The sequence below is a fragment of the Pantoea sp. Ft-CA_14 genome (assembly GCF_024520875.1).
Classification (GTDB): Bacteria; Pseudomonadota; Gammaproteobacteria; order Enterobacterales; family Enterobacteriaceae; genus Pantoea; species Pantoea agglomerans.
The window spans coordinates 114,805-138,914 of record NZ_JALNPM010000011.1 but is presented as its reverse complement, the minus strand read 5'-3'; the positions used below and the strand labels follow the sequence as shown (position 1 = coordinate 138,914).

General features: G+C 56.6%; 20 protein-coding genes. 14 read left to right on the top strand and 6 right to left on the bottom strand.

Annotation, left to right across the window (positions count from 1 at the left end; genetic code table 11):
- Positions 1-4 precede the first annotated feature (4 nt).
- Entirely contained in the window at positions 5-1,666 is a 1,662-nt protein-coding gene (sgrR, locus tag NR195_RS16735) for an HTH-type transcriptional regulator SgrR (RefSeq protein ID WP_111534790.1), read from the bottom strand.
- 254 nt (positions 1,667-1,920) lie between these two features.
- Between sgrR and NR195_RS16730 the strand changes: the two genes are divergently transcribed.
- Positions 1,921-3,099, top strand: coding sequence for an MFS transporter (locus NR195_RS16730; RefSeq protein WP_010253833.1), 1,179 nt, complete (start codon positions 1,921-1,923; stop codon positions 3,097-3,099).
- A gap of 481 nt (positions 3,100-3,580) precedes the next feature.
- Here NR195_RS16730 and leuD read toward each other — a convergent pair whose 3' ends face one another.
- The 5 genes from leuD to leuL form a co-directional block, all read right to left on the bottom strand.
- A complete protein-coding gene (gene leuD, locus NR195_RS16725) occupies positions 3,581-4,186 on the bottom strand; it encodes a 3-isopropylmalate dehydratase small subunit (RefSeq protein WP_010253835.1) in 606 nt (201 codons plus the stop codon).
- 3 nt (positions 4,187-4,189) lie between these two features.
- Positions 4,190-5,596, bottom strand: coding sequence for a 3-isopropylmalate dehydratase large subunit (gene leuC / locus NR195_RS16720; protein ID WP_010671818.1), 1,407 nt, complete (start codon positions 5,594-5,596; stop codon positions 4,190-4,192).
- Positions 5,597-5,600: 4 nt separating this feature from the next.
- Positions 5,601-6,692 carry a 3-isopropylmalate dehydrogenase gene (gene leuB / locus NR195_RS16715; protein ID WP_187496052.1) on the bottom strand — a complete coding sequence of 364 codons (1,092 nt, stop codon included), beginning with the start codon at positions 6,690-6,692 and terminating at the stop codon, positions 5,601-5,603.
- 2 nt (positions 6,693-6,694) lie between these two features.
- On the bottom strand, positions 6,695-8,257 hold the full coding sequence (gene leuA, locus NR195_RS16710) for a 2-isopropylmalate synthase (protein ID WP_010253843.1): 1,563 nt from the start codon (positions 8,255-8,257) through the stop codon (positions 6,695-6,697).
- Positions 8,258-8,346: 89 nt separating this feature from the next.
- Positions 8,347-8,430 (bottom strand): leu operon leader peptide, encoded by an 84-nt coding sequence (gene leuL, locus NR195_RS22985; RefSeq protein ID WP_099257765.1) that lies wholly within the window; start codon positions 8,428-8,430, stop codon positions 8,347-8,349.
- A gap of 731 nt (positions 8,431-9,161) precedes the next feature.
- On the opposite strand from leuL, the gene ilvI reads away from it, so the two are divergent.
- From ilvI to murG, 13 genes are all read left to right on the top strand, one after another.
- Positions 9,162-10,883 carry an acetolactate synthase 3 large subunit gene (ilvI, locus tag NR195_RS16705; protein ID WP_010671820.1) on the top strand — a complete coding sequence of 574 codons (1,722 nt, stop codon included), beginning with the start codon at positions 9,162-9,164 and terminating at the stop codon, positions 10,881-10,883.
- Positions 10,884-10,885: 2 nt separating this feature from the next.
- Positions 10,886-11,377: an acetolactate synthase small subunit gene (gene ilvN, locus NR195_RS16700; protein ID WP_003854770.1), complete on the top strand. Its 492-nt coding sequence runs from the start codon at positions 10,886-10,888 to the stop codon at positions 11,375-11,377.
- A gap of 196 nt (positions 11,378-11,573) precedes the next feature.
- Complete coding sequence (gene cra, locus NR195_RS16695) at positions 11,574-12,584, top strand: catabolite repressor/activator (protein ID WP_010253851.1); 1,011 nt, start codon at positions 11,574-11,576, stop codon at positions 12,582-12,584.
- 494 nt (positions 12,585-13,078) lie between these two features.
- Complete coding sequence (gene mraZ / locus NR195_RS16690; protein ID WP_009092149.1) at positions 13,079-13,537, top strand: division/cell wall cluster transcriptional repressor MraZ; 459 nt, start codon at positions 13,079-13,081, stop codon at positions 13,535-13,537.
- Positions 13,538-13,539: 2 nt separating this feature from the next.
- Complete coding sequence (gene rsmH, locus NR195_RS16685; RefSeq protein ID WP_010253859.1) at positions 13,540-14,481, top strand: 16S rRNA (cytosine(1402)-N(4))-methyltransferase RsmH; 942 nt, start codon at positions 13,540-13,542, stop codon at positions 14,479-14,481.
- Positions 14,478-14,798, top strand: a complete 321-nt coding sequence (ftsL, locus tag NR195_RS16680; RefSeq protein ID WP_003854764.1) for a cell division protein FtsL — start codon at positions 14,478-14,480, stop codon at positions 14,796-14,798. The genes rsmH and ftsL overlap by 4 nt, the downstream gene beginning before the upstream one ends.
- A 16-nt stretch (positions 14,799-14,814) precedes the next feature.
- Positions 14,815-16,581: a peptidoglycan glycosyltransferase FtsI gene (locus NR195_RS16675; RefSeq protein WP_010671821.1), complete on the top strand. Its 1,767-nt coding sequence runs from the start codon at positions 14,815-14,817 to the stop codon at positions 16,579-16,581.
- Complete coding sequence (gene murE, locus NR195_RS16670; protein WP_010671822.1) at positions 16,568-18,055, top strand: UDP-N-acetylmuramoyl-L-alanyl-D-glutamate--2,6-diaminopimelate ligase; 1,488 nt, start codon at positions 16,568-16,570, stop codon at positions 18,053-18,055. Before NR195_RS16675 ends, murE begins: the two co-directional genes overlap by 14 nt.
- On the top strand, positions 18,052-19,410 hold the full coding sequence (murF, locus tag NR195_RS16665) for a UDP-N-acetylmuramoyl-tripeptide--D-alanyl-D-alanine ligase (protein WP_033787382.1): 1,359 nt from the start codon (positions 18,052-18,054) through the stop codon (positions 19,408-19,410). The genes murE and murF overlap by 4 nt, the downstream gene beginning before the upstream one ends.
- Positions 19,404-20,486, top strand: coding sequence for a phospho-N-acetylmuramoyl-pentapeptide-transferase (gene mraY, locus NR195_RS16660; protein ID WP_003854755.1), 1,083 nt, complete (start codon positions 19,404-19,406; stop codon positions 20,484-20,486). Before murF ends, mraY begins: the two co-directional genes overlap by 7 nt.
- A 2-nt stretch (positions 20,487-20,488) precedes the next feature.
- Positions 20,489-21,805 carry a UDP-N-acetylmuramoyl-L-alanine--D-glutamate ligase gene (gene murD, locus NR195_RS16655; protein WP_010253876.1) on the top strand — a complete coding sequence of 439 codons (1,317 nt, stop codon included), beginning with the start codon at positions 20,489-20,491 and terminating at the stop codon, positions 21,803-21,805.
- Positions 21,805-23,019 (top strand): cell division protein FtsW, encoded by a 1,215-nt coding sequence (gene ftsW / locus NR195_RS16650; RefSeq protein WP_010253879.1) that lies wholly within the window; start codon positions 21,805-21,807, stop codon positions 23,017-23,019. The genes murD and ftsW overlap by 1 nt, the downstream gene beginning before the upstream one ends.
- Positions 23,016-24,074, top strand: a complete 1,059-nt coding sequence (murG, locus tag NR195_RS16645) for an undecaprenyldiphospho-muramoylpentapeptide beta-N-acetylglucosaminyltransferase (protein ID WP_022625408.1) — start codon at positions 23,016-23,018, stop codon at positions 24,072-24,074. The genes ftsW and murG overlap by 4 nt, the downstream gene beginning before the upstream one ends.
- Positions 24,075-24,110 lie beyond the last annotated feature (36 nt).

Below are 24,110 nucleotides of genomic sequence, written 5' to 3'. Positions count from 1 at the left end.
AGCCTCACAGCGCGGGTGGCGCGAACCAGGCGGATTTAAAATCAAACCAGCCCAGCGTATTCATCCGAACGCCGCGCATGCTGCGCTGACCTTCAAGCAGCAGCCAGTGGTGAAACAGCGGATGAAGACCCGCTTCTTCGACTAACTGTTTACTCCATTCGGCCAGCGGCAGCGTTTTCTCGCGCCAGCGGGCCGCATCGCTGTGCCAGTCGATCGGCAGACAGTGATGCAGCAACGGGATCTCATAAAGCTGCGCAAACAGAGAATAATTCAGCGGCAGGGTAAAGTTCACGCTGCCAAGCCAGATATCACTTTCCGCTTCGCCCTGATACCAGCTTTCGTAGCTGATCTCGCGGGTCTCCAGCGTGACGCCATGCTCTGCCAGCAGCGGACGCAGCGCGTTAGCGATGCCTTCATGCTCCACGTGCTGGCTGTACCAGGTCAGCGTCAGGTGCGTTAAGCCGGGCGGTTTTTCCACTGGCGTCAGGTCGCGCCGGTGATGCCAGCGCGGCAGCAGGCCATACGCCGGAAACCAGTAGCGCTGGTAGCCGACACCGGCGTGATTGAGCAGGGCGATAGGATTAAACAGGTAGCTGACCCATCGCCGGACCACCTCGTTGCGTCCCTGCTCTGAACGCTGGTCGAACAGCAGATAGTAGCAGCCCTCTTCAAGACGGCTCTCCTCCTGAATCTCATCGGCTCCGTCGCCCTGCAGGCGGACACCGGCATAGACCAGCTCATCGCTGATGTCGGGCAGTACCCAGATAGAGACATCATCAATCAGGGCGCGAAAACCAAAATAGTCATCAAACGCTTCGATCTTCAGCTGACTCTCCTGATTGCGGATCACCCGGTAAGGACCGGTGCCAACCGGCTGGCGGGCAAAATCGTGCAGCGTCGGCCATTCGCGCGGCAGGATCATCGCACTGACGCTGCCCAGCAGCCAGGGTAATCCCTCGTCGGGCTGGCTTAAGCGGATATCCAGCGTCCAGGGCGCGGGCGAGTCGATCTGCTCGATATGGGAAAAGAGCGGATGAGGGCGCTGACGCTCAAGCGTGGCCAGCACATCCTCCATCTCCAGTTCTCTGCCGTGATGAAAGCGAATCGCCGGACGCAGAAAGAAGCGCCAGTGAAGCGGGGAAGTCTGCTGCCAGTGGTGCGCAATATCGGGCTCTATTTCCCCGTTTTCCTCATTTATCCGCGTCAGGCCGTTGAAAATCTGTCGCGCAATGTGGGTTTCGGAGCGCCGCAGCGGCGAACCGGGCAGCAGATTGAGCAGCGGACGATAGTAGAGCACCCGCAGGATATGCTTGCCCTGACGGAAACTGCGGCCCAGATGCGCGGCGATCATCTGCCGTACCTGATTTTTATCGCCCACCAGCTGGACCAGCTGATCGATGCGATCCTGCTCCAGCAAATCCTCGGCACGTTGCTGCTGCAGGGCCAGTCCGGTATAGCAGAAGGTAAGCTGTGAACGCTTGCCGCGCCCGGCTTCCGCCTGCCAGATCAGCCAGCCCGCGGCCTGCATCCGGTTGAGCAGATTGCGCATATGGCGGCGCGAGCAGTGTAGCAGGTCAGCCAGTTCGCTAAGGGTAATCTCCTGCGTTTGCCCCTGACAGCTCTGCCACAGGCGAATGAACTGCTGCTTCAGACGTGATGAGGACATAAAAGAGGAACTCCCGATGAAAAGCGCTCTGTTTTTCTTGCCCTATTTTAAGAGCAAACTTTACGTTATGGGAAGAGCGGGAGGCATTCAGTTCTGAATGGCGTTCGACCCTGACTTCGCTGTTCAGCGGAGTGCTTTTCTGAGTAGGGTGCATTTACACCGCCAGCAGATGATCTCTGCTGGCTTTTTTCATGTTGCGCGGTATCGTCTACCCTTCTTTTCTCCCCTCTGTTTGTTCTGTAAGGGATTTCGGTATGAAATCGCTGTTAACGCGGCAGCGCCGCATCAATCCGGTTTACCTCGCTTTTATGGTCGCCTCGTTCATGCTGGGCATCGCGGGCGCACTGCAGGCGCCGACGCTCAGCCTGTTTCTGACGCGCGAGGTGCAGGCGCGGCCCTTCTGGGTCGGACTGTTTTTCACCATCAATGCGGTGGCCGGTATCGTGGTGAGCATGCTGGTGGCAAAGCGCTCTGACAGCGTCGGCGATCGTCGTCATATCATTCTCTTCTGCTGCCTGATGGCGCTGGTCAATGCGCTGCTGTTTGCTTTTACCCGCCACTATCTGACCTTGCTGACGCTGGGCGTGCTGCTGTCGGCGCTGGCCAGCGTCTCAATGCCTCAGCTGTTTGCGCTGGCGCGGGAATATGCCGATCAGTCGGCGCGTGAAGCGGTGATGTTCAGTTCGGTGATGCGTGCACAGCTGTCGCTGGCGTGGGTGATTGGGCCGCCGCTCTCCTTCGCGCTGGCACTGAATTACGGCTTTGTGACGCTATTTATGGTGGCCGCCGCGCTGTTTCTGATCTGTATCCTGCTGGTCTGGTTCACCGTGCCGTCGGTGCCACGTTCGCAGCCCCTTATGCAAAGCGGCGGGCTGCCGCTAAGTGGCTGGCGCGATCGGGATGTGCGTTTACTGTTCCTGGCCTCAGTCGCGATGTGGACCTGCAACACTATGTATATCATCGATATGCCGCTCTATATCAGCACCACGCTGGGCCTGCCCGAGAAGCTGGCCGGTCTGTTAATGGGGACGGCTGCGGGGCTGGAGATCCCGGTGATGCTGCTGGCCGGACATTACGCGCGGCGTATCGGCAAGCGCCGGTTAATGCTGATCGCGGTGGCGGCTGGCGTACTGTTTTATCTGGGGCTGGTGCTATTCAATTCCCGCACGTCGCTGATGGTGTTGCAGCTGTTTAACGCGGTGTTTGTCGGGATTATTGCTGGCATAGGGATGCTGTGGTTTCAGGATCTGATGCCAGGACGGCCTGGTGCGGCGACCACCATGTTCACCAACTCGATCTCGACCGGCATGATTCTGGCTGGCGTTATTCAGGGCACGCTCAGTGAGCGACTGGGACATGAGGCAGTTTACTGGCTGGCATTCGGGCTGGCTATTGTGGCGCTGGTGATGTCGGCACGGGTGCGCGACGTATAAAGAAGAAGGGCGACCCGATGTCGTAATGCCAGTCAGTTAAGCGACAGGTGATAACGCAGTCTGGTGCCGCTCAGGGGCTGGCGGTCCTCGCGCCGCTGCGCGGTTCCTTCACTTCATTCTTCTGCCTGACGGACCGCCGGGGATGGCACATCCTGTGCCGCCCCGCCTTTCGCCCGCGTCCTGCGGGCTCTCCTGGCAGACTCATTCTGTTCAGCGCTGCGGATTGCCTGCCCCTGCCCGGCCCCGGCCTGCTCTGAAACTTCAGTGTGTATTGTTAAGAAGGGCACGAGAGTGGAGGCTCAAAGCCGAAGGTACCGCGTGAGCGGCGCGAGGACGGCCCGGCAGCAGCAAGAGGTGCGCTGGCCCGCACTGCGGCTCGCTCGCCCGGAAAAAAAGCTGCCACGTTTGACCGTGACAGCCTTTACAAATGTAATCTTAACTGATCAGCATTACGACCCGATGTCGCCCTGATTTTACTCAATTAGCGCAGGAAGGCGGGCTGATTCTGCTCATACTGCGAAATGGAGGCTTCGTGCTGCAGCGTCAGACCGATGCTGTCCAGGCCGTTAATCATGCAGTGGCGGCGGAAGCTGTCGAGCTCGAACGAATAGACTTTATCGCCAGCGGTGACCGTCTGCGCTTCCAGGTCTACCGTAAAGCTGATGCCGGGCTGGTCCGCAACCAGTCTGAACAGCTCATCCACTTCCTCTTCGCTTAACTTCACCGGCAGCAGCTGGTTGTTGAAGCTGTTGCCATAAAAGATATCCGCGAAGCTCGGCGCAATCACCACGTGAAAACCAAAATCGGTCAGCGCCCAGGGCGCATGCTCACGTGAAGAGCCGCAGCCAAAGTTTTCACGCGCCAGCAGGATGCTGGTGCCTTTGAACTCAGGCTTGTTCAGCACAAAGCCGGGCGTTGGCACGGTGCCCGCGTCATCTTCAAAGCGCCAGTCGTGGAACAGATGCTGTCCAAAACCGGTGCGGGTGACCTTCTGCAAAAACTGCTTGGGAATGATTGCGTCCGTATCGACGTTCGCGGCATCCAGCGGCGCAACAATGCCGGTGTGCTGAGTAAATTTATTCGCCATGACTTAAGCTCCTGTCGTCAGTTCACGGATGTCGGCAAAGTGGCCGGTTACGGCAGCCGCCGCGGCCATCGCCGGGCTGACCAGATGAGTACGTCCACCACGGCCCTGACGGCCTTCAAAATTACGGTTGCTGGTTGACGCGCAACGCTCGCCCGGATTCAGGCGGTCATTGTTCATCGCCAGACACATAGAGCAGCCTGGCAGACGCCATTCAAAGCCCGCTTCCAGGAAGATTTTGTCCAGACCTTCCGCTTCGGCCTGCGCTTTCACCGGGCCTGAACCCGGCACCACCATGGCGACCACGCCAGGCGCCACTTTACGGCCTTTGGCGATGGCGGCGGCGGCACGCAGATCTTCGATGCGTGAGTTGGTGCAGGAGCCGATAAACACTTTATCAATCGCCACATCGGTCAGTTTGATGCCTGGCTGCAGGTTCATGTAGGCCAGGGCTTTTTCGGCTGAGGCGCGCTCAACCGGATCGGCGAACGAGGCCGGATTCGGGATCACCTGATCAACGGCAATGACCTGACCCGGATTGGTGCCCCAGGTGACCTGCGGTGCAATCTCTTCAGCATGCAGCGTTACCACCGCATCATATTTCGCGCCTTCGTCAGACTTCAGAGTGCGCCAGTAATCAACGGCCTGCTCCCATTTCTCACCCTGCGGCGAGAACTGACGACCTTTCAGATAGTTGAAGGTGGTCTCATCCGGTGCCACCAGGCCCGCTTTCGCACCCATCTCAATCGCCATGTTGCACAGGGTCATACGACCTTCCATGCTCAGCGCCTGAATCGCCGGACCGCAGAATTCGACCACATAGCCGGTTCCGCCTGCGCTGCCGGTTTTGCCGATGATCGCCAGCACGATATCTTTAGCCGTAATGCCGGTTGACGCCTGGCCCAGTACTTCAATCTTCATGGTTTTTGCCCGACCCTGTTTCAGGGTCTGGGTAGCAAACACATGTTCAACTTCAGAGGTGCCGATACCAAAGGCCAGCGAGCCAAACGCACCGTGCGTGGCGGTGTGCGAGTCGCCGCACACAATCGTCATGCCCGGCAGCGTCATGCCCTGCTCAGGACCGATAACGTGGACGATGCCCTGGAACGGATGATTCAGGTCATACAGCTGTACGCCAAACTCAGCGCAGTTCTTCATAAGCTCCTGCATCTGAATACGCGCCATCTCTCCCGACGCATTGATATCTTTGGTCTGCGTAGAAACGTTGTGATCCATGGTGGCAAAGGTTTTGCCCGGCTGACGAACTTTACGTCCGTGCGCGCGCAGACCATCAAAGGCCTGGGGCGAGGTCACCTCATGGATCAGATGGCGATCAATGTAGAGTAACGGCGTTTCTTCTGGCGTTTCGTGGACGACATGTGCATCAAATAACTTCTGGTATAAGGTTTTCATTTTTTTATTTTTCCTCGGCGATAAAGCGGGCAATGATGCCGCCCATCTCATCTGTGCTGACCGCTGGGCCATCACCGGCTAAATCTTTGGTGCGATAGCCCTGTTCCAGCGCACGGCTGATGGCGCGTTCGATACTGTCGGCAGCCTCATCGGCATTCAGGCTGTAACGCAGCAGCAGCGACAGCGACAGGATCTGGGCGACCGGGTTGGCAATATTCTGACCGGCGATATCCGGCGCCGAGCCACCCGCGGGTTCGAACAGGCCAAAGCCCGCTTCATTCAGGCTGGCGGAAGGCAGCATCCCCATTGAGCCGGTGATCATGGCGCACTCATCAGAGAGAATGTCACCGAACAGGTTGGAGCAGAGCAGCACGTCAAACTGCGACGGGTCTTTGATCAACTGCATAGTGGCGTTGTCGATATAGATGTGGCTCAGCTGCACGTCCGGGTACTCTTTGGCCACTTCGTTGACGATTTCACGCCACATCACGGAGGTCTGCAGCACGTTGGCTTTATCAACCGAGGTGACTTTGTTACGGCGTTTGCGCGCCGATTCAAACGCGATGCGGGCGATGCGCTCAATTTCGAAACGGTGATAAACCTCGGTATCAAATGCACGCTCTTCCGGGCCGCTGCCTTCACGTCCTTTCGGCTGACCAAAGTAGATGCCGCCGGTCAGTTCACGCACGCACAGAATGTCGAAGCCTTTGGCAGCAATGTCGGCGCGCAGCGGGCAAAACGCCTCCAGTCCGCTGTAGAGTGCAGCCGGACGCAGGTTACTGAACAGCTTAAAATGTTTGCGCAGCGGCAGCAGCGCACCGCGCTCCGGCTGTGATGCCGGCGGTAAGTGCTCCCACTTCGGGCCGCCAACGGAACCAAACAGAATCGCGTCGGCCTGCTCGCAGCCTGCAACCGTTGCGGGTGGCAGGGGTTCACCATGCTGATCGATAGCAATGCCGCCGACCGCATACTCCTGGGTGGTGATCTGGATATCAAAGCGCTGACGAATGGCATCCAGCACTTTCATAGCCTGCGCCATCACTTCCGGGCCGATACCATCACCGGGTAAAACTGCGATATGAGATGAGCTGGACATGGTTATACGGTTTCCTTCTGATCTTTAAATTTGCGCTGCAATTCTTGTTCAACCTGACGGGCACGCCAGATATTGTTCAGAGCGTTGACCATCGCTTTGGCGGAGGACTCCACAATATCGGTCGCCAGACCAATGCCGTGGAACTTGCGGCCGTTGTAGCTCACGACGATATCGACCTGACCCAGCGCATTCTCGCCGTGGCCTTTCGCGGTCAGCTTGTAGTTAACCAGCTCAGCGTCGAACTGGGTGATACGGTTAATCGCCTGGTAGACCGCGTCAACCGGGCCATTACCGGTGGCTGCATCCGATTTAGCGACATCGCCGCAGCCCAGATTGACAGAGGCGGTGGCGGTGATGCTGGAACCGGTCTGGACGTTAAATTCGTGCAGCTGGAAATGTTCCGGCTCTTCATTCTGCTTGTTGATGAAGGCCAGCGCTTCCAGGTCGTAATCGAAAACCTGACCTTTTTTATCGGCCAGTTTCAGGAAGGCGTCATACAGCGTATCCAGATTGTAATCCTGCTCGGCATAGCCCATCTCTTCCATACGATGTTTTACCGCCGCGCGGCCAGAACGTGAGGTCAGGTTCAGCTGGATTTTGTGTAAGCCGATCGATTCCGGCGTCAGGATTTCATAGTTCTCGCGGTTCTTCAGCACGCCATCCTGATGAATACCCGAGGAGTGAGCGAAGGCGTTAGAGCCGACCACTGCCTTGTTCGCCGGGATCGGCATGTTGCAGATCTGGCTGACCATCTGGCTGGTACGGTAGATTTCCTGATGATTGATATTGGTATGCACGTTCATGATCTGCTGGCGGGTTTTAATCGCCATGATCACCTCTTCCAGCGCACAGTTACCGGCACGTTCACCCAGGCCATTCATCGTTCCTTCAACCTGACGCGCGCCCGCCTGTACGGCAGCCAGGGCGTTGCCGGTTGCCATACCCAGGTCATCGTGGGTGTGAACAGAGATAATCGCTTTATCGATGTTAGGAACACGATTCATCAGCTCGCCGATGATGTGGGCATACTCGCCTGGCAGGGTGTAGCCAACGGTATCCGGGATGTTGATGGTGGTGGCACCGGCGTTAATCGTGGCTTCTACCATCCGGCACAGGTCATCAATCGGGGTACGGCCGCCATCTTCGCAGGAGAACTCAACGTCGCTGGTATAATTACGCGCACGTTTCACCATATGCACCGCACGCTCAATCACTTCCGGCAGCGTGCTGCGCAGTTTGGTGGCGATGTGCATCGGTGAGGTAGCGATAAAGGTATGAATACGGAAGGCTTCGGCAACGCGCAGTGATTCGTACGCCGCATCAATATCTTTTTCCACACAGCGTGCCAGACCGCAAACCCGACTGTTTTTAATGGTGCGCGCAATGGTCTGCACAGACTCAAAGTCGCCCGGTGAGGAGACCGGGAAACCGACTTCCATCACATCCACGCCCATGCGCTCCAGCGCTAAAGCAATCTGCAATTTTTCTTTCACACTCAGGCTGGCCTGTAATGCCTGCTCACCGTCGCGCAGAGTGGTATCGAAAATAATGACTTGCTGGCTCATCGTAATCATCCTTATGCTTTTTCTGGCCTGGCAACGAGCATAAAAAAACCCGCGACAGGCGCGGGTTTTTAACTTTCAGCAGGTTTGAATCAGTGTTTGATTCCGCCCACAAGTCTACCGCGCAAGCTGAGTGCGTTTAGTAGTAGACCGAGAAGGCGAACAGAACGAAACATGGATTCAAACCTTATAAAATGTTGTGCTGTACATATTGGTACTGGAATCACTCAGGGATGTCAACCTTCAATGCAGGGGTATTCTTAGTGGTGCCAGAGGAAGATATTCTGTTATTTAACGGTCAGGCAGCGTAATGAACAGCGCCGTAGTGGCTGCGGAGGCAATCGACCCGGGAATGAGCACTGATTCTGCGGGTGTTTGATTTTATTGTGTTGAAAATCAAAGGCTTTATCGGAAGGGTGCCTCACGAGGATACAGGATATATCACCTGCTCTTTAGCATAATCGAATGCGCTTCAACGATTTACTGGTTAATTACGCCAGAAAAGAAAAGTGTCAGGCGATTGTGGGCCAGGGCAGTCGGGTAATAAGTTTTCGTTATTTCTTAGATCACGCTGAAAATAATTTCTTAATCAGCATTTTCCTCTGCGGTTCTGCCGCGTAATTAGTTTAATCCGCGCAGCCAATTCTTATCGGGCAGAGCCTTTACGCCCCTGCCTTTTAATTTACGTGGGTTTGCGGTTTGCCTGCCCGGTTAACTGCGGTTATGGTAATCGACCTACTCTCAGAAAAATAAACTCAACAGATTTCTCTGTAACCGGACAGCGGCAGTTGTTTCCGCTGTCATGCATAAACATAAGATTTTGATTGGCAAAGCAGGCACCGGGGCTTTGTGGTACGCGTTAACGGGCGTATTAACAGAGCCGGGTCCGCAAGCCTGGAGGCAGAAGATGGAGATGTTGTCAGGAGCCGAAATGGTCGTCCGTTCGTTAATCGATCAGGGCGTTAAGCAGGTATTCGGTTATCCGGGTGGCGCAGTGTTGGATATCTATGATGCGCTGCAAACCGTCGGGGGTATCGATCACATTCTGGTGCGTCATGAGCAGGGTGCGGTGCACATGGCTGACGGCCTGGCGCGCGCCACCGGTGAAGTCGGCGTGGTGCTCGTCACCTCCGGACCCGGCGCAACTAATGCGATTACCGGTATCGCCACCGCCTATATGGACTCGATTCCGCTGGTGATCCTCTCGGGTCAGGTTCCCTCGTCGCTGATTGGCTATGACGCCTTTCAGGAGTGCGACATGGTCGGCATCTCTCGTCCGGTAGTGAAGCACAGCTTCCTGGTGAAAAGTACCGAAGAGATCCCAACCGTGTTGAAAAAGGCGTTCTGGCTGGCTTCCACCGGACGTCCGGGGCCGGTGGTGATCGATCTGCCGAAAGATATTCTGAATCCGGCCAACAAGTTACCTTATCACTGGCCGGATACGGTGAGCATGCGCTCCTACAATCCGACTATTCAGGGCCATAAAGGTCAGATTAAGCGTGCGCTGACCACGTTGCTGGCCGCGAAGAAGCCGGTGATCTACGCCGGTGGTGGTGCCATTACCGCAGGCTGCGAAGCGGAACTGTTAAAGCTGGCCGAAAGCCTGAACATTCCGGTGACGACCTCGCTGATGGGCCTGGGCGCGTTCCCTGGCACTCATCGTCAGTGCGTTGGCATGCTCGGTATGCACGGCACGTACGAAGCCAACATGACCATGCACAACACCGACCTGATTTTTGGTATCGGTGTGCGCTTTGATGACCGCACCACCAACAACCTGGCGAAGTATTGTCCCAACGCCACGGTGATGCATATCGATATCGACCCGACCTCTATCTCTAAGACGGTGGCGGCGGATATCCCGATTGTCGGTGATGCGAAGCAGGTACTGCAGCAGATGCTGGAGTTACTGGCGCAAAGCGAAAGCCAGCGCGCTGAGAGCCTGCACGACTGGTGGCAGGAGATTGAGGGCTGGCGCAGTCGTCACTGCCTGGAATTTGATCGCACCAGCGACAAAATCAAGCCGCAGGCGGTGATTGAAACCATCAGCCGTCTGACCAAAGGCGATGCGTATGTGACATCGGATGTGGGCCAGCACCAGATGTTTGCTGCGCTCTATTATCCTTTCGATAAACCGCGCCGCTGGATCAACTCCGGCGGTCTGGGCACCATGGGCTTTGGCCTGCCCGCTGCGCTGGGTGTGAAGATGGCGCTGCCGGATGAAACAGTCATCTGCGTAACGGGCGATGGCAGTATCCAGATGAACATTCAGGAGCTTTCCACCGCGCTGCAGTACGATCTGCCGGTGCTGGTGCTGAACCTGAATAACCGGGTGCTGGGCATGGTGAAGCAGTGGCAGGATATGATCTACTCCGGTCGTCACTCCCAGTCTTATATGGAGTCACTGCCTGACTTCGTGCGTCTGGCGGAAGCCTACGGCCACGTCGGGATCGCGATTGAGCACCCGGCTGAGCTGGAAGAGAAGCTGGCGCTGGCGCTGGAAACCCTGGCGAAGGGACGTCTGGTATTTGTGGATGTCACCGTTGACGGTAGCGAGCATGTTTACCCGATGCAGATTCGCGGTGGCAGCATGGATGAGATGTGGTTGAGCAAAACGGAGAGGACATAATTATGCGTCGTATTTTATCAGTTCTGCTGGAGAACGAATCCGGCGCATTATCCCGTGTCGTCGGCCTGTTCTCGCAGCGCGGCTATAACATTGAGAGCCTGACCGTGGCGCCAACGGATGATCCTACGCTGTCGCGGATGACCATTCAGACGGTGGGCGATCAGAAGGTGCTGGAGCAGATTGAAAAGCAGCTGCACAAGCTGGTAGATGTGCTGCGCGTTACCGAGCTGGGGCAGGGCGCCTATGTTGAGCGCGAAATCATGCTGGTGAAGATTCAGGCGAGCGGCTACGGACGTGAAGAGGTGAAGCGTAACGCCGAGATCTTCCGCGGTCAGATCATCGACGTGACGCCGACGCTGTACACGGTTCAGCTGGCAGGCACCAGTGACAAACTGGACGCCTTCCTGAGTACCGTCCGCGATGTTGCCGAAATTGTTGAAGTGGCACGCTCCGGTATCGTCGGCGTTTCACGCGGCGATCGTATCATGCGTTAATCACGCAGCGTCATCATCAATCCTCACCTAACCCGGCGAAATGCCGGGTTTTTTTATTTTTTATGCGCCAGGCGAGTTACATTCAGAAAAGCGGTTGCTCCGCGCACTTTTCTGCTGTTAGATGATAGCCATGAGTTATCCATAGCTTAACTGCGGCTATTTCTGCCGTAAAAGCGGATTTGATGGTGGGGTTATCGTGAAACTGGATGAAATTGCGCGTTTGGCAGGCGTGTCGCGCACCACGGCCAGTTATGTGATCAATGGCAAAGCGCGGCAGTATCGTGTCAGCGACAAAACCGTTGAGAAAGTCATGGCGGTGGTACGTGAGCATAATTATCACCCCAATGCGGTGGCTGCCGGGCTGCGCGCCGGGCGTACGCGCTCAATTGGGTTAGTGATCCCCGATCTGGAAAATACCAGTTATACCCGTATTGCGAACTATCTTGAGCGGCAGGCCCGTCAGCGCGGCTATCAGCTGCTGATCGCCTGTTCTGAAGATCAGCCCGATAACGAGATGCGCTGCATTGAGCATCTGTTACAGCGGCAGGTCGATGCGATCATCGTCTCTACCTCGTTACCGCCAGAGCATCCCTTTTATCAGCGCTGGATCAACGATCCCCTGCCGATTATTGCGTTAGATCGCGCGCTGGATCGTGAACATTTCACCAGCGTAGTGGGTGCCGATCAGGACGATGCCCATATGCTGGCGGCTGAACTGCGTCAGCTTGAGGTCAAAAATGTGCTGTTCCTCGGTGCGTTACCCGAGCTGTCGGTAAGTTTCCTGCGCGAGCTGGGTTTCCGCGATGCATGGAAAGACGATCCCCGGCCGATTGACTATATCTACTGCAATAGCTTCGAACGCACAGCCGCCGCGGCACTGTTTGAACAATACCTTGAAGATCACCCGATGCCGGAGGCGCTTTTTACCACCTCATTTGGCTTGCTGCAGGGTGTGATGGATGTGACGCTGAAACGAGACGGACGGCTTCCGACCGAGCTGGCCATCGCCACCTTTGGCGACCACGAATTACTGGACTTTCTTGAGTGTCCGGTGCTGGCGGTAGGTCAGCGTCATCGTGACGTGGCAGAGCGCGTGCTGGAATTAGTTTTAGCCTCGCTGGATGAACCCAGAAAACCAAAACCCGGGTTAACCCGCATTCGCCGTAATTTATACCGTCGCGGACAATTAAGCCGAAAAGTTAAATGAGTCACGGGCAGTATTACGCTGCCCGCCCATTTTATTTAACGATTTAACTGATTAAATAAACAGGTCGACGTAAAAAAGCGTAAATTCTGCTCATCAAATCTAACAAAGCAGAAAGGGTTATTTTTATTATCTGCTTACAACTTCAACAAACTTACTTTCCCGTCTGGCCTGAAGCCGCTGGGCTTCCTTTCGGAAATCCCCTAAAATGCCGCCGCTGTCTCAGAAACCACGATTAATATTTAGCCCTTTACATTGTTTCATTTTTAGTCGTTTTTTCCCGGGTCGTTTTTTTTATTCAGGTATTCATCGGCTTAATTTTTACTTTCCCCTTTTATTCGTTTATATCGTCGCCAGAGATTAATTCTTCACTCTGTAAAGAGTGATATTCACCTGCCGCTCCGGCTTGACAAGGATTTCATGGGATCCTTAAACTCGTTTCGTGGTAAAAAGTGGGATAAAGTGGCGTAAACGGGTGATGAGGAGAAGAGACTGGCATGTTCCGCGGAGCAACGTTAGTCAATCTCGACAGCAAAGGGCGGCTCGCCGTACCTACGCGATATCGCGATTTGCTGATTGGGGAGTCTCAGGGGCAGATGGTCTGTACCATCGACCTCCACCAGCCATGCCTGTTGCTTTATACCCTGCCCGAATGGGAAATCATTGAAAAAAAGCTGGCACGCCTTTCCAGTATGAATCCACTTGAGCGCCGCGTGCAGCGTTTGCTGCTGGGGCATGCCAGTGAATGTCAGATGGATAATGCAGGCCGCCTGCTGCTGGCGAATACGCTTCGGCAGCACGCAAAATTAACCAAAGAAGTGATGCTGGTTGGACAGTTCAATAAGTTTGAGCTGTGGGATGAACAGACCTGGTATCAACAAGTCAGGGACGATATTGACGCAGAACAGTCGGCTCAGGAGCCTTTATCTGAGCGGTTGCAGGACTTGTCGCTATAGCTATGCAGGAAAATTTCAAACATACCACCGTGCTGTTGGATGAGGCGGTTAACGGCCTCAATATCAGGGAAGACGGTATTTACATCGACGGCACTTTTGGTCGTGGTGGCCATTCACGCCTGATTCTTTCGCAGCTGGGAGAGAAGGGAAAGCTGATCGCCATCGATCGTGATCCGCAAGCTATCGCCGCTGCCGCAGAGATCACCGACCCGCGTTTTTCAATTATTCATGGCCCTTTTTCTGCGCTGGCAGAGTATGTCTCTGAACGGGATCTGGTCGGAAAGATTGACGGCATTTTGCTGGACCTGGGGGTTTCATCACCGCAGCTGGATGACGCCGAACGTGGCTTCTCCTTTATGCGTGACGGACCGCTGGATATGCGAATGGACCCTTCGCGCGGGCACTCCGCCGCAGAATGGTTGCTGCACGCAGAAGAGGCGGATATCGCGTTTGTCCTGAAGACCTACGGTGAAGAGCGATTCGCCAAACGCATCGCCCGGGCCATTGTCGAGCGTAATCGTGAACAGCCGATGACCCGGACCCGGGAACTGGCTGAGGTGATCTCAATCGCCATGCCGGTAAAAGATAAGTTTAAGCATCCGGCTACGCGCAGCTTCCAGGCGATTCGTATCTGGATTAATAGCGAACTGGAAGAGATCGATATTGCCCTGAAAGGCGCTGTTGAAGTGCTGGCCCCGCAGGGCCGCCTCTCTGTTATCAGCTTCCATTCACTGGAAGATCGGCTGGTGAAGCGCTTTATGCGCGATCAGAGTCGCGGGCCGCAGGTGCCGCCTGGGATTCCCATGACTGAACATCAGCTGCGTGCCCTGGGTGGGCGTGAACTGAAGTTGCTCGGCAAAATGTCGCCGGGTGATGCTGAAGTCTCTGAGAACCCACGTGCGCGCAGCTCGGTATTACGTATCGCGGAGAAAACCGACGCATGATCGGTAATGAGCGTCACAGTCTGCCTGCCGTTATCGGCGGGGATCTGCTGCGAAAAGGCAAGATTCCGGTGCTGTTGCTGATCGCTGTGGTGGTTTCTGCCGTGCTGGTGGTGACTACCACCCATAAAACACGACTGTTAACCGCGCAGCGCGAACAGCTGGTGCTGGAGCGTGACGCACTCGATATCGAGTGGCGCAACCTGATCCTGGAAGAGAATGCACTGGGCGATCACAGCCGTGTTGAACGCATCGCCACCGAGAAGCTGCAACTGCAGCACGTTGATCCTTCACAAGAAAATATCGTGGTGCAGAAATAAGGACCTCAGATAGCGAATGAGCGGCACAGGCAGAACGCTGAAATTGAAGAAACCGGAAGATAAAGCCAGCTTTGTAAGCTGGCGTTTTGCGTTGCTGTGCGGCTGTATTTTACTGGCGCTGGGTGGATTGTTGTCACGTGTGGCCTGGCTGCAGGTGATTAATCCTGGCAAGCTGGTAAAAGAGGGCGATCTGCGCTCGCTGCGTGTTCAGGCGGTGCCCACCTCACGCGGTATGATCAGCGATCGCGCCGGACGCCCGCTGGCAGTCAGCGTGCCGGTCAACGCTATCTGGGCCGATCCCAAAGAGCTGCACGCCGGTGGCGGCGTGACGCTGGACAGCCGCTGGAAGGCGCTTTCCGATGCGCTCTCTATTCCCCTTGATCAGCTGGCCGCCCGCGTGAATGCCAATCCCAAAGGCCGCTTTGTCTATCTGGCGCGCCAGGTCAATCCGGCTATCGGTGACTACGTTAAAAAACTCAAACTTCCCGGTATTCATCTGCGCGAAGAGTCGCGCCGTTACTATCCTGCCGGGCAGGTCACCTCCCATCTCATTGGCTTTACTAACATCGACGGGCAGGGCATTGAAGGCATCGAGAAGAGCTTTGATAAGTGGCTGACCGGTGCACCCGGCGAGCGGACGGTGCGCAAAGATCGGTATGGTCGGGTCATCGAGGATATCTCTTCGGTGGACAGCCGGGCCGCTCATAACCTGACGCTGAGCATCGATGAGCGATTACAGGCGCTGGTTTACCGTGAACTGAATAACGCCGTTGCCTTTAACAAAGCGGAATCGGGTACGGCGGTGCTGGTGGATGTCAATACCGGTGAAGTGCTGGCGATGGCCAACAGCCCGGCTTACAACCCGAACAATCTCGGCAACACGCCAAAAGATCTGATGCGTAACCGCGCCATCACCGACATTTTCGAACCTGGCTCTACCGTGAAGCCGATGGTGGTGATGACGGCGCTGCAGCGTGGTGTGGTGAGAGAGAACAGTGTCCTGAATACCGTGCCGTACCGCGTCAATGGTCATGAGATCAAAGATGTGGCGCGCTACAACGAATTGACCCTGACAGGGGTTTTACAGAAGTCGAGTAACGTCGGTGTTTCACGTCTGGCGTTAGCGATGCCTTCCTCAGCGCTGGTAGAAACTTACGCGCGCTTTGGACTGGGCAAACCGACCAATTTGGGGCTGGTCGGGGAAAGCAGTGGCTTATACCCTAAAAAACAACGGTGGTCTGACATAGAGAGGGCCACCTTCTCTTTCGGCTACGGGCTAATGGTAACGCCGTTACAGTTAGCGCGAGTCTACGCAACGATTGGCAGCTATGGCATTAATCGCCCGCTGTCGATCACCAAAGTGGATCCGCCCGTCGCGGGACAACGCGTTTTCGATGAGTCACTGGTGAAAACCGTGATGCACATGATGGAAAGCGTGGCGCTGCCCGGTGGTGGTGGCGTCAAAGCGGCAATCAAGGGTTATCGCATTGCGATAAAAACCGGTACGGCGAAAAAGGTCGGGCCGGACGGACGCTACGTCAATAAATACATTGCCTACACCGCAGGCGTCGCGCCTGCCAGTCATCCCCGATTCGCGCTGGTGGTGGTGATTAACGATCCCCAGGCCGGCAAGTATTACGGCGGTGCGGTCTCTGCACCGGTATTTGGAGCCATCATGGGTGGCGTACTGCGTACCATGAACATCGAGCCGGACGCGTTACCGACCAATGACAAGAATGAGCTGGTGACTAACAGAAGTGAGGAATCAAGTGACAGATCGTAACCTGCGCGATTTACTCGGCCCCTGGGTGCCAGGCGCGCCGGCGCGCCCACTGCGTGACATGACCCTGGATAGCCGCATTGCGGCTTCTGGCGATCTGTTTGTCGCTGTTGCAGGCCATCAGGTTGATGGACGCCGTTTCATTCCGCAGGCAATTGCGCAGGGCGTTGCCGCTGTGGTGGCGGAAGCTGAGGGTGAAGCGGTCGACGGCGAAATCCGTGAAATGCACGGCGTACCGGTTATCTATCTGGCGCAGCTGCATCAGCGCCTTTCGGCCCTGGCAGGCCGTTTTTATCAGCAGCCGGGCGAAAAACAGAAGCTGATTGGCGTCACCGGCACCAACGGTAAAACCACCACCACCCAGTTGCTGGCGCAGTGGGCGACGCTACTGGGTGAGACCAGCGCGGTGATGGGCACCGTCGGAAATGGGCTGGTAGGTCACTTAGCGGCGGCAGAAAATACCACGGGTTCAGCGGTTGATGTTCAGCATCTGCTGCACGATCTGGCTGAAAAAGGGGCGACCCTGACCGCAATGGAAGTCTCGTCACACGGACTGGTTCAGCATCGCGTCGCTGCGCTGCCGTTTGCCGCAGCGGTCTTCACCAATCTCAGCCGCGATCACCTCGATTACCACGGTGATATGCAGAGCTATGAGTCAGCTAAATGGCTGCTCTTTTCTGAGCATCAGGTCGGGCAGGCGATTCTTAACGCGGATGACGAAGTCGGTCGTCGCTGGCTGGCGCGCTTACCTGATGCCGTTGCGGTCACCATGGAGGATAACCTCCAGCCGGGCTGCCACGGGCGCTGGCTTAAAGCCGATGCGGTGGATTACCACGATAACGGCGCACATATTCGTTTCAGCTCCAGCTGGGGCAACGGCGAAATCGACAGTCCGCTGATGGGTGCCTTCAACGTCAGCAATCTGATGCTGGCGCTGGCGACGCTGCTGTCACTGGATTATCCGCTGGCGACGCTAATCAGCGTTGCACCGCAGTTGCAGCCGGTCAACGGGCGTATGGAAGTGTTCAGCGCCGCAGGAAAACCGACGGTTGTCGTGGATTATGCCCACACCCCGGATGCGCTGGAAAAAGCGCTGGAAGCGGCACGTCTGCACTGCAAAGGAAAACTCTGGTGCCTGTTTGGCTGCGGCGGTGACCGTGACAAAGGCAAACGCCCGTTAATGGGCGCGATTGCTGAGCAATATGCGGATGTGGTGGTGATTACGGATGACAATCCGCGCAGCGAAGATCCGCAGGCGATTGTAAAAGATATTCTGACCGGTTTGCTGGACCCAGGCCGCGCCCGCGTGGTCTCTGGTCGTGCGCAGGCGGTCACTAACACTATTATGCAGGCGCAGCCCGACGATATCGTGCTGGTGGCTGGCAAAGGCCATGAAGATTATCAGATCATCGGCAATCGCCGTCTCGACTACTCCGATCGTGCCACCGTTGCGGCACTGCTGGGAGGCGTTGCATGATTCCGGTTTCATTAAAAACCCTGGCAGAGATCACCGGCGGCACGCTGCACGGCAGCGATTTAACGCTGAGTGACGTGACCACCGATACCCGCAAAGTCACGGCGGGCAGCCTGTTTGTTGCGCTGGTGGGCGAACGCTTTGATGCGCACGACTTCGCCGGCGATGCCATTGCGAATGGCGCACAGGCGCTACTGGTAAGTAAGCATTTACCTGTCGCTGTGCCACAGGTGGTGGTTGAAGATACCCGTCTCGCCTTTGGCAGGCTGGGCGCATGGGTTCGTCAGCAGTCGAACGCCCGTGTAGTGGCGCTGACCGGCTCCTCCGGCAAAACCTCGGTTAAAGAGATGACGGCGGCGATTCTGCGTGAGTGTGGCGAAACGCTCTACACCGCAGGCAATCTCAACAACGATTATGGCGTACCGATGACGCTGTTGCGACTGACCGCAGAACATCAGTATGCGGTCATCGAACTCGGTGCGAATCATCAGGGCGAAATCGCCTACACCACCGGACTGGTTCAACCGGAAAGCGCGCTGGTGAATAACCTGGCCGCGGCGCATCTGGAAGGCTTTGGTTCGCTGGCCGGTGTCGCTAAGGCCAAGGGCGAGATTTTCCAGGGCTTACCGGCTCACGGCATTGCGATTCTGAACGCAGAGAGCAATGACTGGCCCAACTGGCAGAGCACGCTGCAGGATAAAACCGTGTGGCGTTTCTCACCGCAGGCGGCAGAGTGTGAATTCTCCGCCCGTGATATCCGCATTGCTCAGGATGGTACCCATTTTGTGATGATAACGCCGCGTGGCGAAGCTGAGATCGTGCTGCCATTGCCGGGTCGGCATAACATCGCCAACGCCCTGGCGGCGGCGGCACTGGCTCTGTCAGTGGATGCACCGCTTAGCGCCGTTCAGCAGGGGCTGAAAAACCTGCAGTCGGTGCCAGGTCGTTTGTTCCCGGTTCGCCTCTCTGCGCATCAGCTGCTGCTGGATGACAGCTACAACGCTAACGTCGGTTCGATGACAGCAGCTGTTCAGGTCCTGTCAGAGATGCCGGGTTACCGGGTGCTGGTCACGGGTGATATGGCGGAACTGGGTGAAGAGACCGAAAGTTGTCACCGCGAAGTGGGGCAAGCGGCACGTGACGCAGGCATTGATCGCGTGCTGAGCACCGGAAAATTCAGCCATTTCATCAGTGAAAGCAGTGAAGTTGGCGAACATTTCAGCGATAAGACTGCGCTGACTGAACGTTTGCGTCAATTGTTGTCCGAACACTCAGAAATTACCGTCCTGATAAAAGGTTCACGTAGTGCCGCCATGGAGCAGGTAGTACAGAGCTTAAAGGAGAAAGGAACATGTTAGTTTGGCTGGCCGAGCATCTGGTCGCTTTTTATTCGGGATTTAACGTCTTTTCCTATCTGACGTTTCGCGCCATTGTCAGCCTGCTGACCGCGTTATTCATCTCTCTCTGGATGGGGCCGCGCCTGATCGCCTGGCTGCAGAAATTACAGATTGGCCAGGTCGTCCGTAACGATGGCCCGGAATCGCATTTCAGTAAGCGCGGCACGCCGACCATGGGCGGCATCATGATTCTGACCTCCATCACCATTTCGGTGCTGATGTGGGCATATCCGTCGAATCCCTATGTCTGGTGCGTGCTGTTCGTGTTAATCGGCTTTGGCATCATCGGCTTTGTCGATGACTACCGCAAAGTGGTACGCAAAGACACCAAAGGCCTGATCGCCCGCTGGAAATATTTCTGGATGTCGGTGATTTCGCTGGGCGTCGCGTTCGGGCTCTATGCGGCGGGTAAAGATACCCCCGCGACCCAACTGGTCGTGCCCTTTTTCAAAGACATCATGCCGCAGCTAGGTCTGTTTTATGTGCTGCTGGCTTACTTTGTGATTGTCGGAACGGGTAATGCGGTCAATCTGACCGATGGCCTGGATGGGCTGGCGATTATGCCAACCGTCTTTGTCGCCGCGGGCTTTGCGCTGGTTGCCTGGGCCACCGGTAACGTGAAGTTTGCTGAATATCTGCATATTCCCTATCTGCGTCACGCCGGTGAGCTGGTGATTGTCTGTACCGCCATTGTCGGGGCAGGGCTGGGCTTCCTGTGGTTCAACACCTATCCGGCTCAGGTCTTTATGGGCGACGTGGGTTCGCTGGCACTGGGCGGCGCGCTGGGCACCATTGCGGTGTTGCTGCGTCAGGAATTTTTACTGGTGATCATGGGTGGCGTGTTTGTGGTTGAAACGCTGTCGGTGATCCTACAGGTGGGATCGTTTAAGTTGCGCGGCCAGCGTATTTTCCGCATGGCGCCGATCCATCACCACTATGAACTTAAGGGCTGGCCGGAACCGCGCGTCATTGTGCGCTTCTGGATTATTTCGCTAATGCTGGTGCTGATTGGCCTGGCCACGCTGAAGGTGCGTTAATCATGGCTGACTATCGGGGTAGAAAAGTCGTCATCATCGGGCTGGGCCTCACCGGGCTCTCCTGTGTTGATTTCTTTTTAGCGCAGGGCGTAACGCCTCGCGTGATGGACACCCGTGTCTCGCCGCCGGGGCTGGATAAATTGCCCGGGCAGGTTGAACGCCATCTGGGCGGCATCAACGGCGACTGGCTGCTGGCGGCCGATCTGATTGTTGCCAGCCCTGGTGTCGCGCTGGCGCATCCGATTCTCAGCGAAGCCGTCGAAGCCGGCATTGAAATTGTCGGTGACATTGAGCTCTTTTGCCGCGAGGCGCAGGCGCCGATCGTGGCGATCACCGGCTCCAACGGTAAAAGCACGGTGACTACGCTGGTGGGTGAAATGGCGAAAGCCGCAGGCTGGCAGGTGGGCGTCGGCGGCAATATTGGTCTGCCCGCGCTGAGTCTGCTGCAGTCACCGGCGCAACTCTATGTACTGGAACTCTCCAGTTTCCAACTGGAGACCACGCACAGTCTGAAAGCCGCGGCGGCAACCATACTTAACGTCAGCGAAGATCATATGGATCGCTATCCGCTGGGTATGCAGCAGTATCGCGCTGCTAAGCTGCGGGTCTATGAGAATGCACAGGTCTGCATCGTTAACGCCGATGATGCCCTGACGATGCCGGTACGCGGCGCGGACACCCGCTGCGTCAGCTTTGGTGTCGATTTCGGGGACTACCACCTTAACAAGCAGCAGGGCAGTATCTGGCTGCGGGTGAAAGGCGAGAAGGTCCTGAACACGGCTGAAATGAAGATGGTGGGACAGCACAACTACACCAATGCGCTGGCTGCGCTGGCGCTGGCCGATGCGGTGGGTCTGCCACGCGCCTCCAGTCTGGCCGCCTTAACGCACTTTAACGGTCTGGCGCATCGCTTCCAGCTGGTTCATGAGCATCAGGGCGTGCGCTGGATCAATGACTCCAAAGCCACCAACGTCGGCAGCACCGAAGCAGCGCTGAATGGCCTGCAGGTGAAGGGAACGCTGTGGCTGCTGATGGGCGGTGATGGCAAGTCGGCCGACTTTACGCCGCTGATCCCCTGGCTGCAGGGCGACAATGTGCGCCTTTACTGCTTTGGTCGCGATGGCGATGCGCTGGCGGCGCTGCGTCCGGAGATCGCCGTGCGCACTGAGACCATGCGCCAGGCGATGGAGCAGATTGCGCCGCAGGTTAAAGCAGGCGATATGGTTCTGCTGTCGCCAGCCTGCGCCAGCCTTGACCAGTTCCGTAACTTTGAGCAGCGCGGTGAGCAGTTCGCGCAACTGGCGAAGGAGCTGAGCTGATGCGTATTCCTGGCGCCGGACTGGCGGGATATTTCTCAGGACGCCTGAAAGACTGGGTCATGGGCGCACGCGAAAGTGATGACTCTTCGCTGGTGCTCTATGACCGCACACTGCTATGGCTGACGCTGGGCCTGGCGGTGATTGGTTTCGTGATGGTGACGTCGGCTTCAATGCCGGTGGGTCAGCGTCTGAATGACGATCTCTTTTATTTTGCCAAGCGCGATGCCTTCTACATCGTGCTGGCTGTATGTATGGCGCTGGTCACGCTGCGGGTGCCGATGGATTTCTGGCAGCGCTACAGCAACGTGATGCTGATGGTCACGGTCGCGATGCTGCTGATTGTTCTGGTAGTCGGTAGCTCGGTTAACGGTGCATCGCGCTGGATCGCGCTGGGTCCGCTGCGTATTCAGCCTGCAGAGCTGTCGAAGCTCTCTCTGTTCTGCTATCTCGCCAGTTATCTGGTGCGCAAAGTGGAAGAGGTGCGTAACAACTTCTGGGGCTTCTGTAAGCCGATGGGCGTGATGGTGGTGCTGGCCGTGTTACTGCTGGCGCAGCCGGATCTCGGTACGGTGGTTGTGCTGTTTGTGACGACCCTGGCGATGCTGTTCCTGGCGGGGGCCAAATTGTGGCAGTTTCTGGCAATCATCGGTTCCGGCATCTTTGCGGTGATCCTGCTGATCATTGCAGAACCCTACCGTATGCGCCGTGTGACTTCGTTCTGGAACCCGTGGGAAGATCCCTTTGGTAGCGGCTACCAGCTGACCCAGTCACTGATGGCATTTGGTCGTGGGGAATTCTGGGGCCAGGGGCTCGGTAACTCCGTGCAAAAGCTGGAATATCTGCCCGAAGCGCATACCGACTTTATTTTCGCCATCATCGGGGAAGAACTCGGCTACGTCGGTGTGGTAATGGCACTTTTAATGGTATTCTTCGTCGCTTTTCGTGCGATGTCGATTGGCCGTCGTGCTCTGGAACTGGATCAGCGTTTTTCCGGCTTTTTAGCCTGTTCAATCGGAGTCTGGTTTAGCTTCCAGGCGCTGGTTAACGTCGGTGCGGCAGCCGGTATGTTACCGACCAAAGGTCTGACCTTACCGCTGATCAGTTACGGTGGGTCAAGTCTGATCATTATGTCGACTGCCATCGTCTTTTTATTACGCATAGATTATGAAACGCGCCTGGCGAAAGCGCAGGCGTTTACCCGAGGTGGTCGATGAGCGGTAAGCGATTGATGGTGATGGCAGGCGGAACCGGCGGACATGTCTTTCCCGGTCTGGCTGTCGCCCATCATCTGATGGAACAGGGCTGGCAGGTCCGCTGGTTAGGCACTGCCGACCGTATGGAAGCCGATCTGGTGCCAAAGCACGGCATCGACATCGACTTCATCCGCATCAGCGGATTACGTGGTAAAGGCATGAAGGCGTTGCTGCTGGCACCGCTGCGCATCTTTAATGCATGGCGTCAGGCCCGTCGCATCATGAAAGCCTGGCAGCCGGATGTTGTGCTGGGCATGGGTGGCTACGTTTCCGGTCCTGGCGGCTTAGCGGCCTGGAGCTGCGGTATTCCGGTGGTGCTGCATGAGCAGAACGGTATTGCCGGGCTGACCAATAAATGGCTGGCGAAAATCGCTACGAAAGTATTGCAGGCGTTTCCGGGCGCGTTTCCCGCCGCCGATGTGGTGGGAAATCCGGTTCGCACTGATGTACTGGCACTGCCTTTACCCGCGCAACGTCTGGCGAATCGTCATGGCCCGATACGGGTGCTGGTGATCGGTGGCAGTCAGGGTGCGCGGATACTGAACCAGACGCTGCCGCAGGTTGCCGCGCTGGTGGGTGATGAGATCACCCTGTGGCATCAGACCGGTAAAGGGTCGTTGCCCGAAACAGAGAAAGCTTATCAGCAGGTCGGGCAGACGCAGCACAAGGTGAGCGAGTTTATTGATGACATGGCTGCCGCCTACGCCTGGGCTGATGTGGTGGTGTGCCGCTCCGGCGCGTTAACCGTGAGCGAAGTCGCTGCCGCTGGCTTACCGGCGATTTTCGTGCCATTTCAGCACAAAGATCGCCAGCAGTACTGGAACGCGCTGCCGCTGGAGAAAGCGGGCGCCGCCAGAATTTTTGAGCAGCCGCAATTTACTGCGGAGGCTGTAGCGGATCAGCTACGCCACTGGGATCGCGCAACACTGCTGACGATGGCTGAGCAGGCCCGTCAGGTGGCGATCCCCGATGCGACTGAACGGGTCGCTCAGGAAGTGGCTCGCGCCGCAAAGTAATCATTCCGGTCAGCGTGTCTGACCTGTACCCGGACT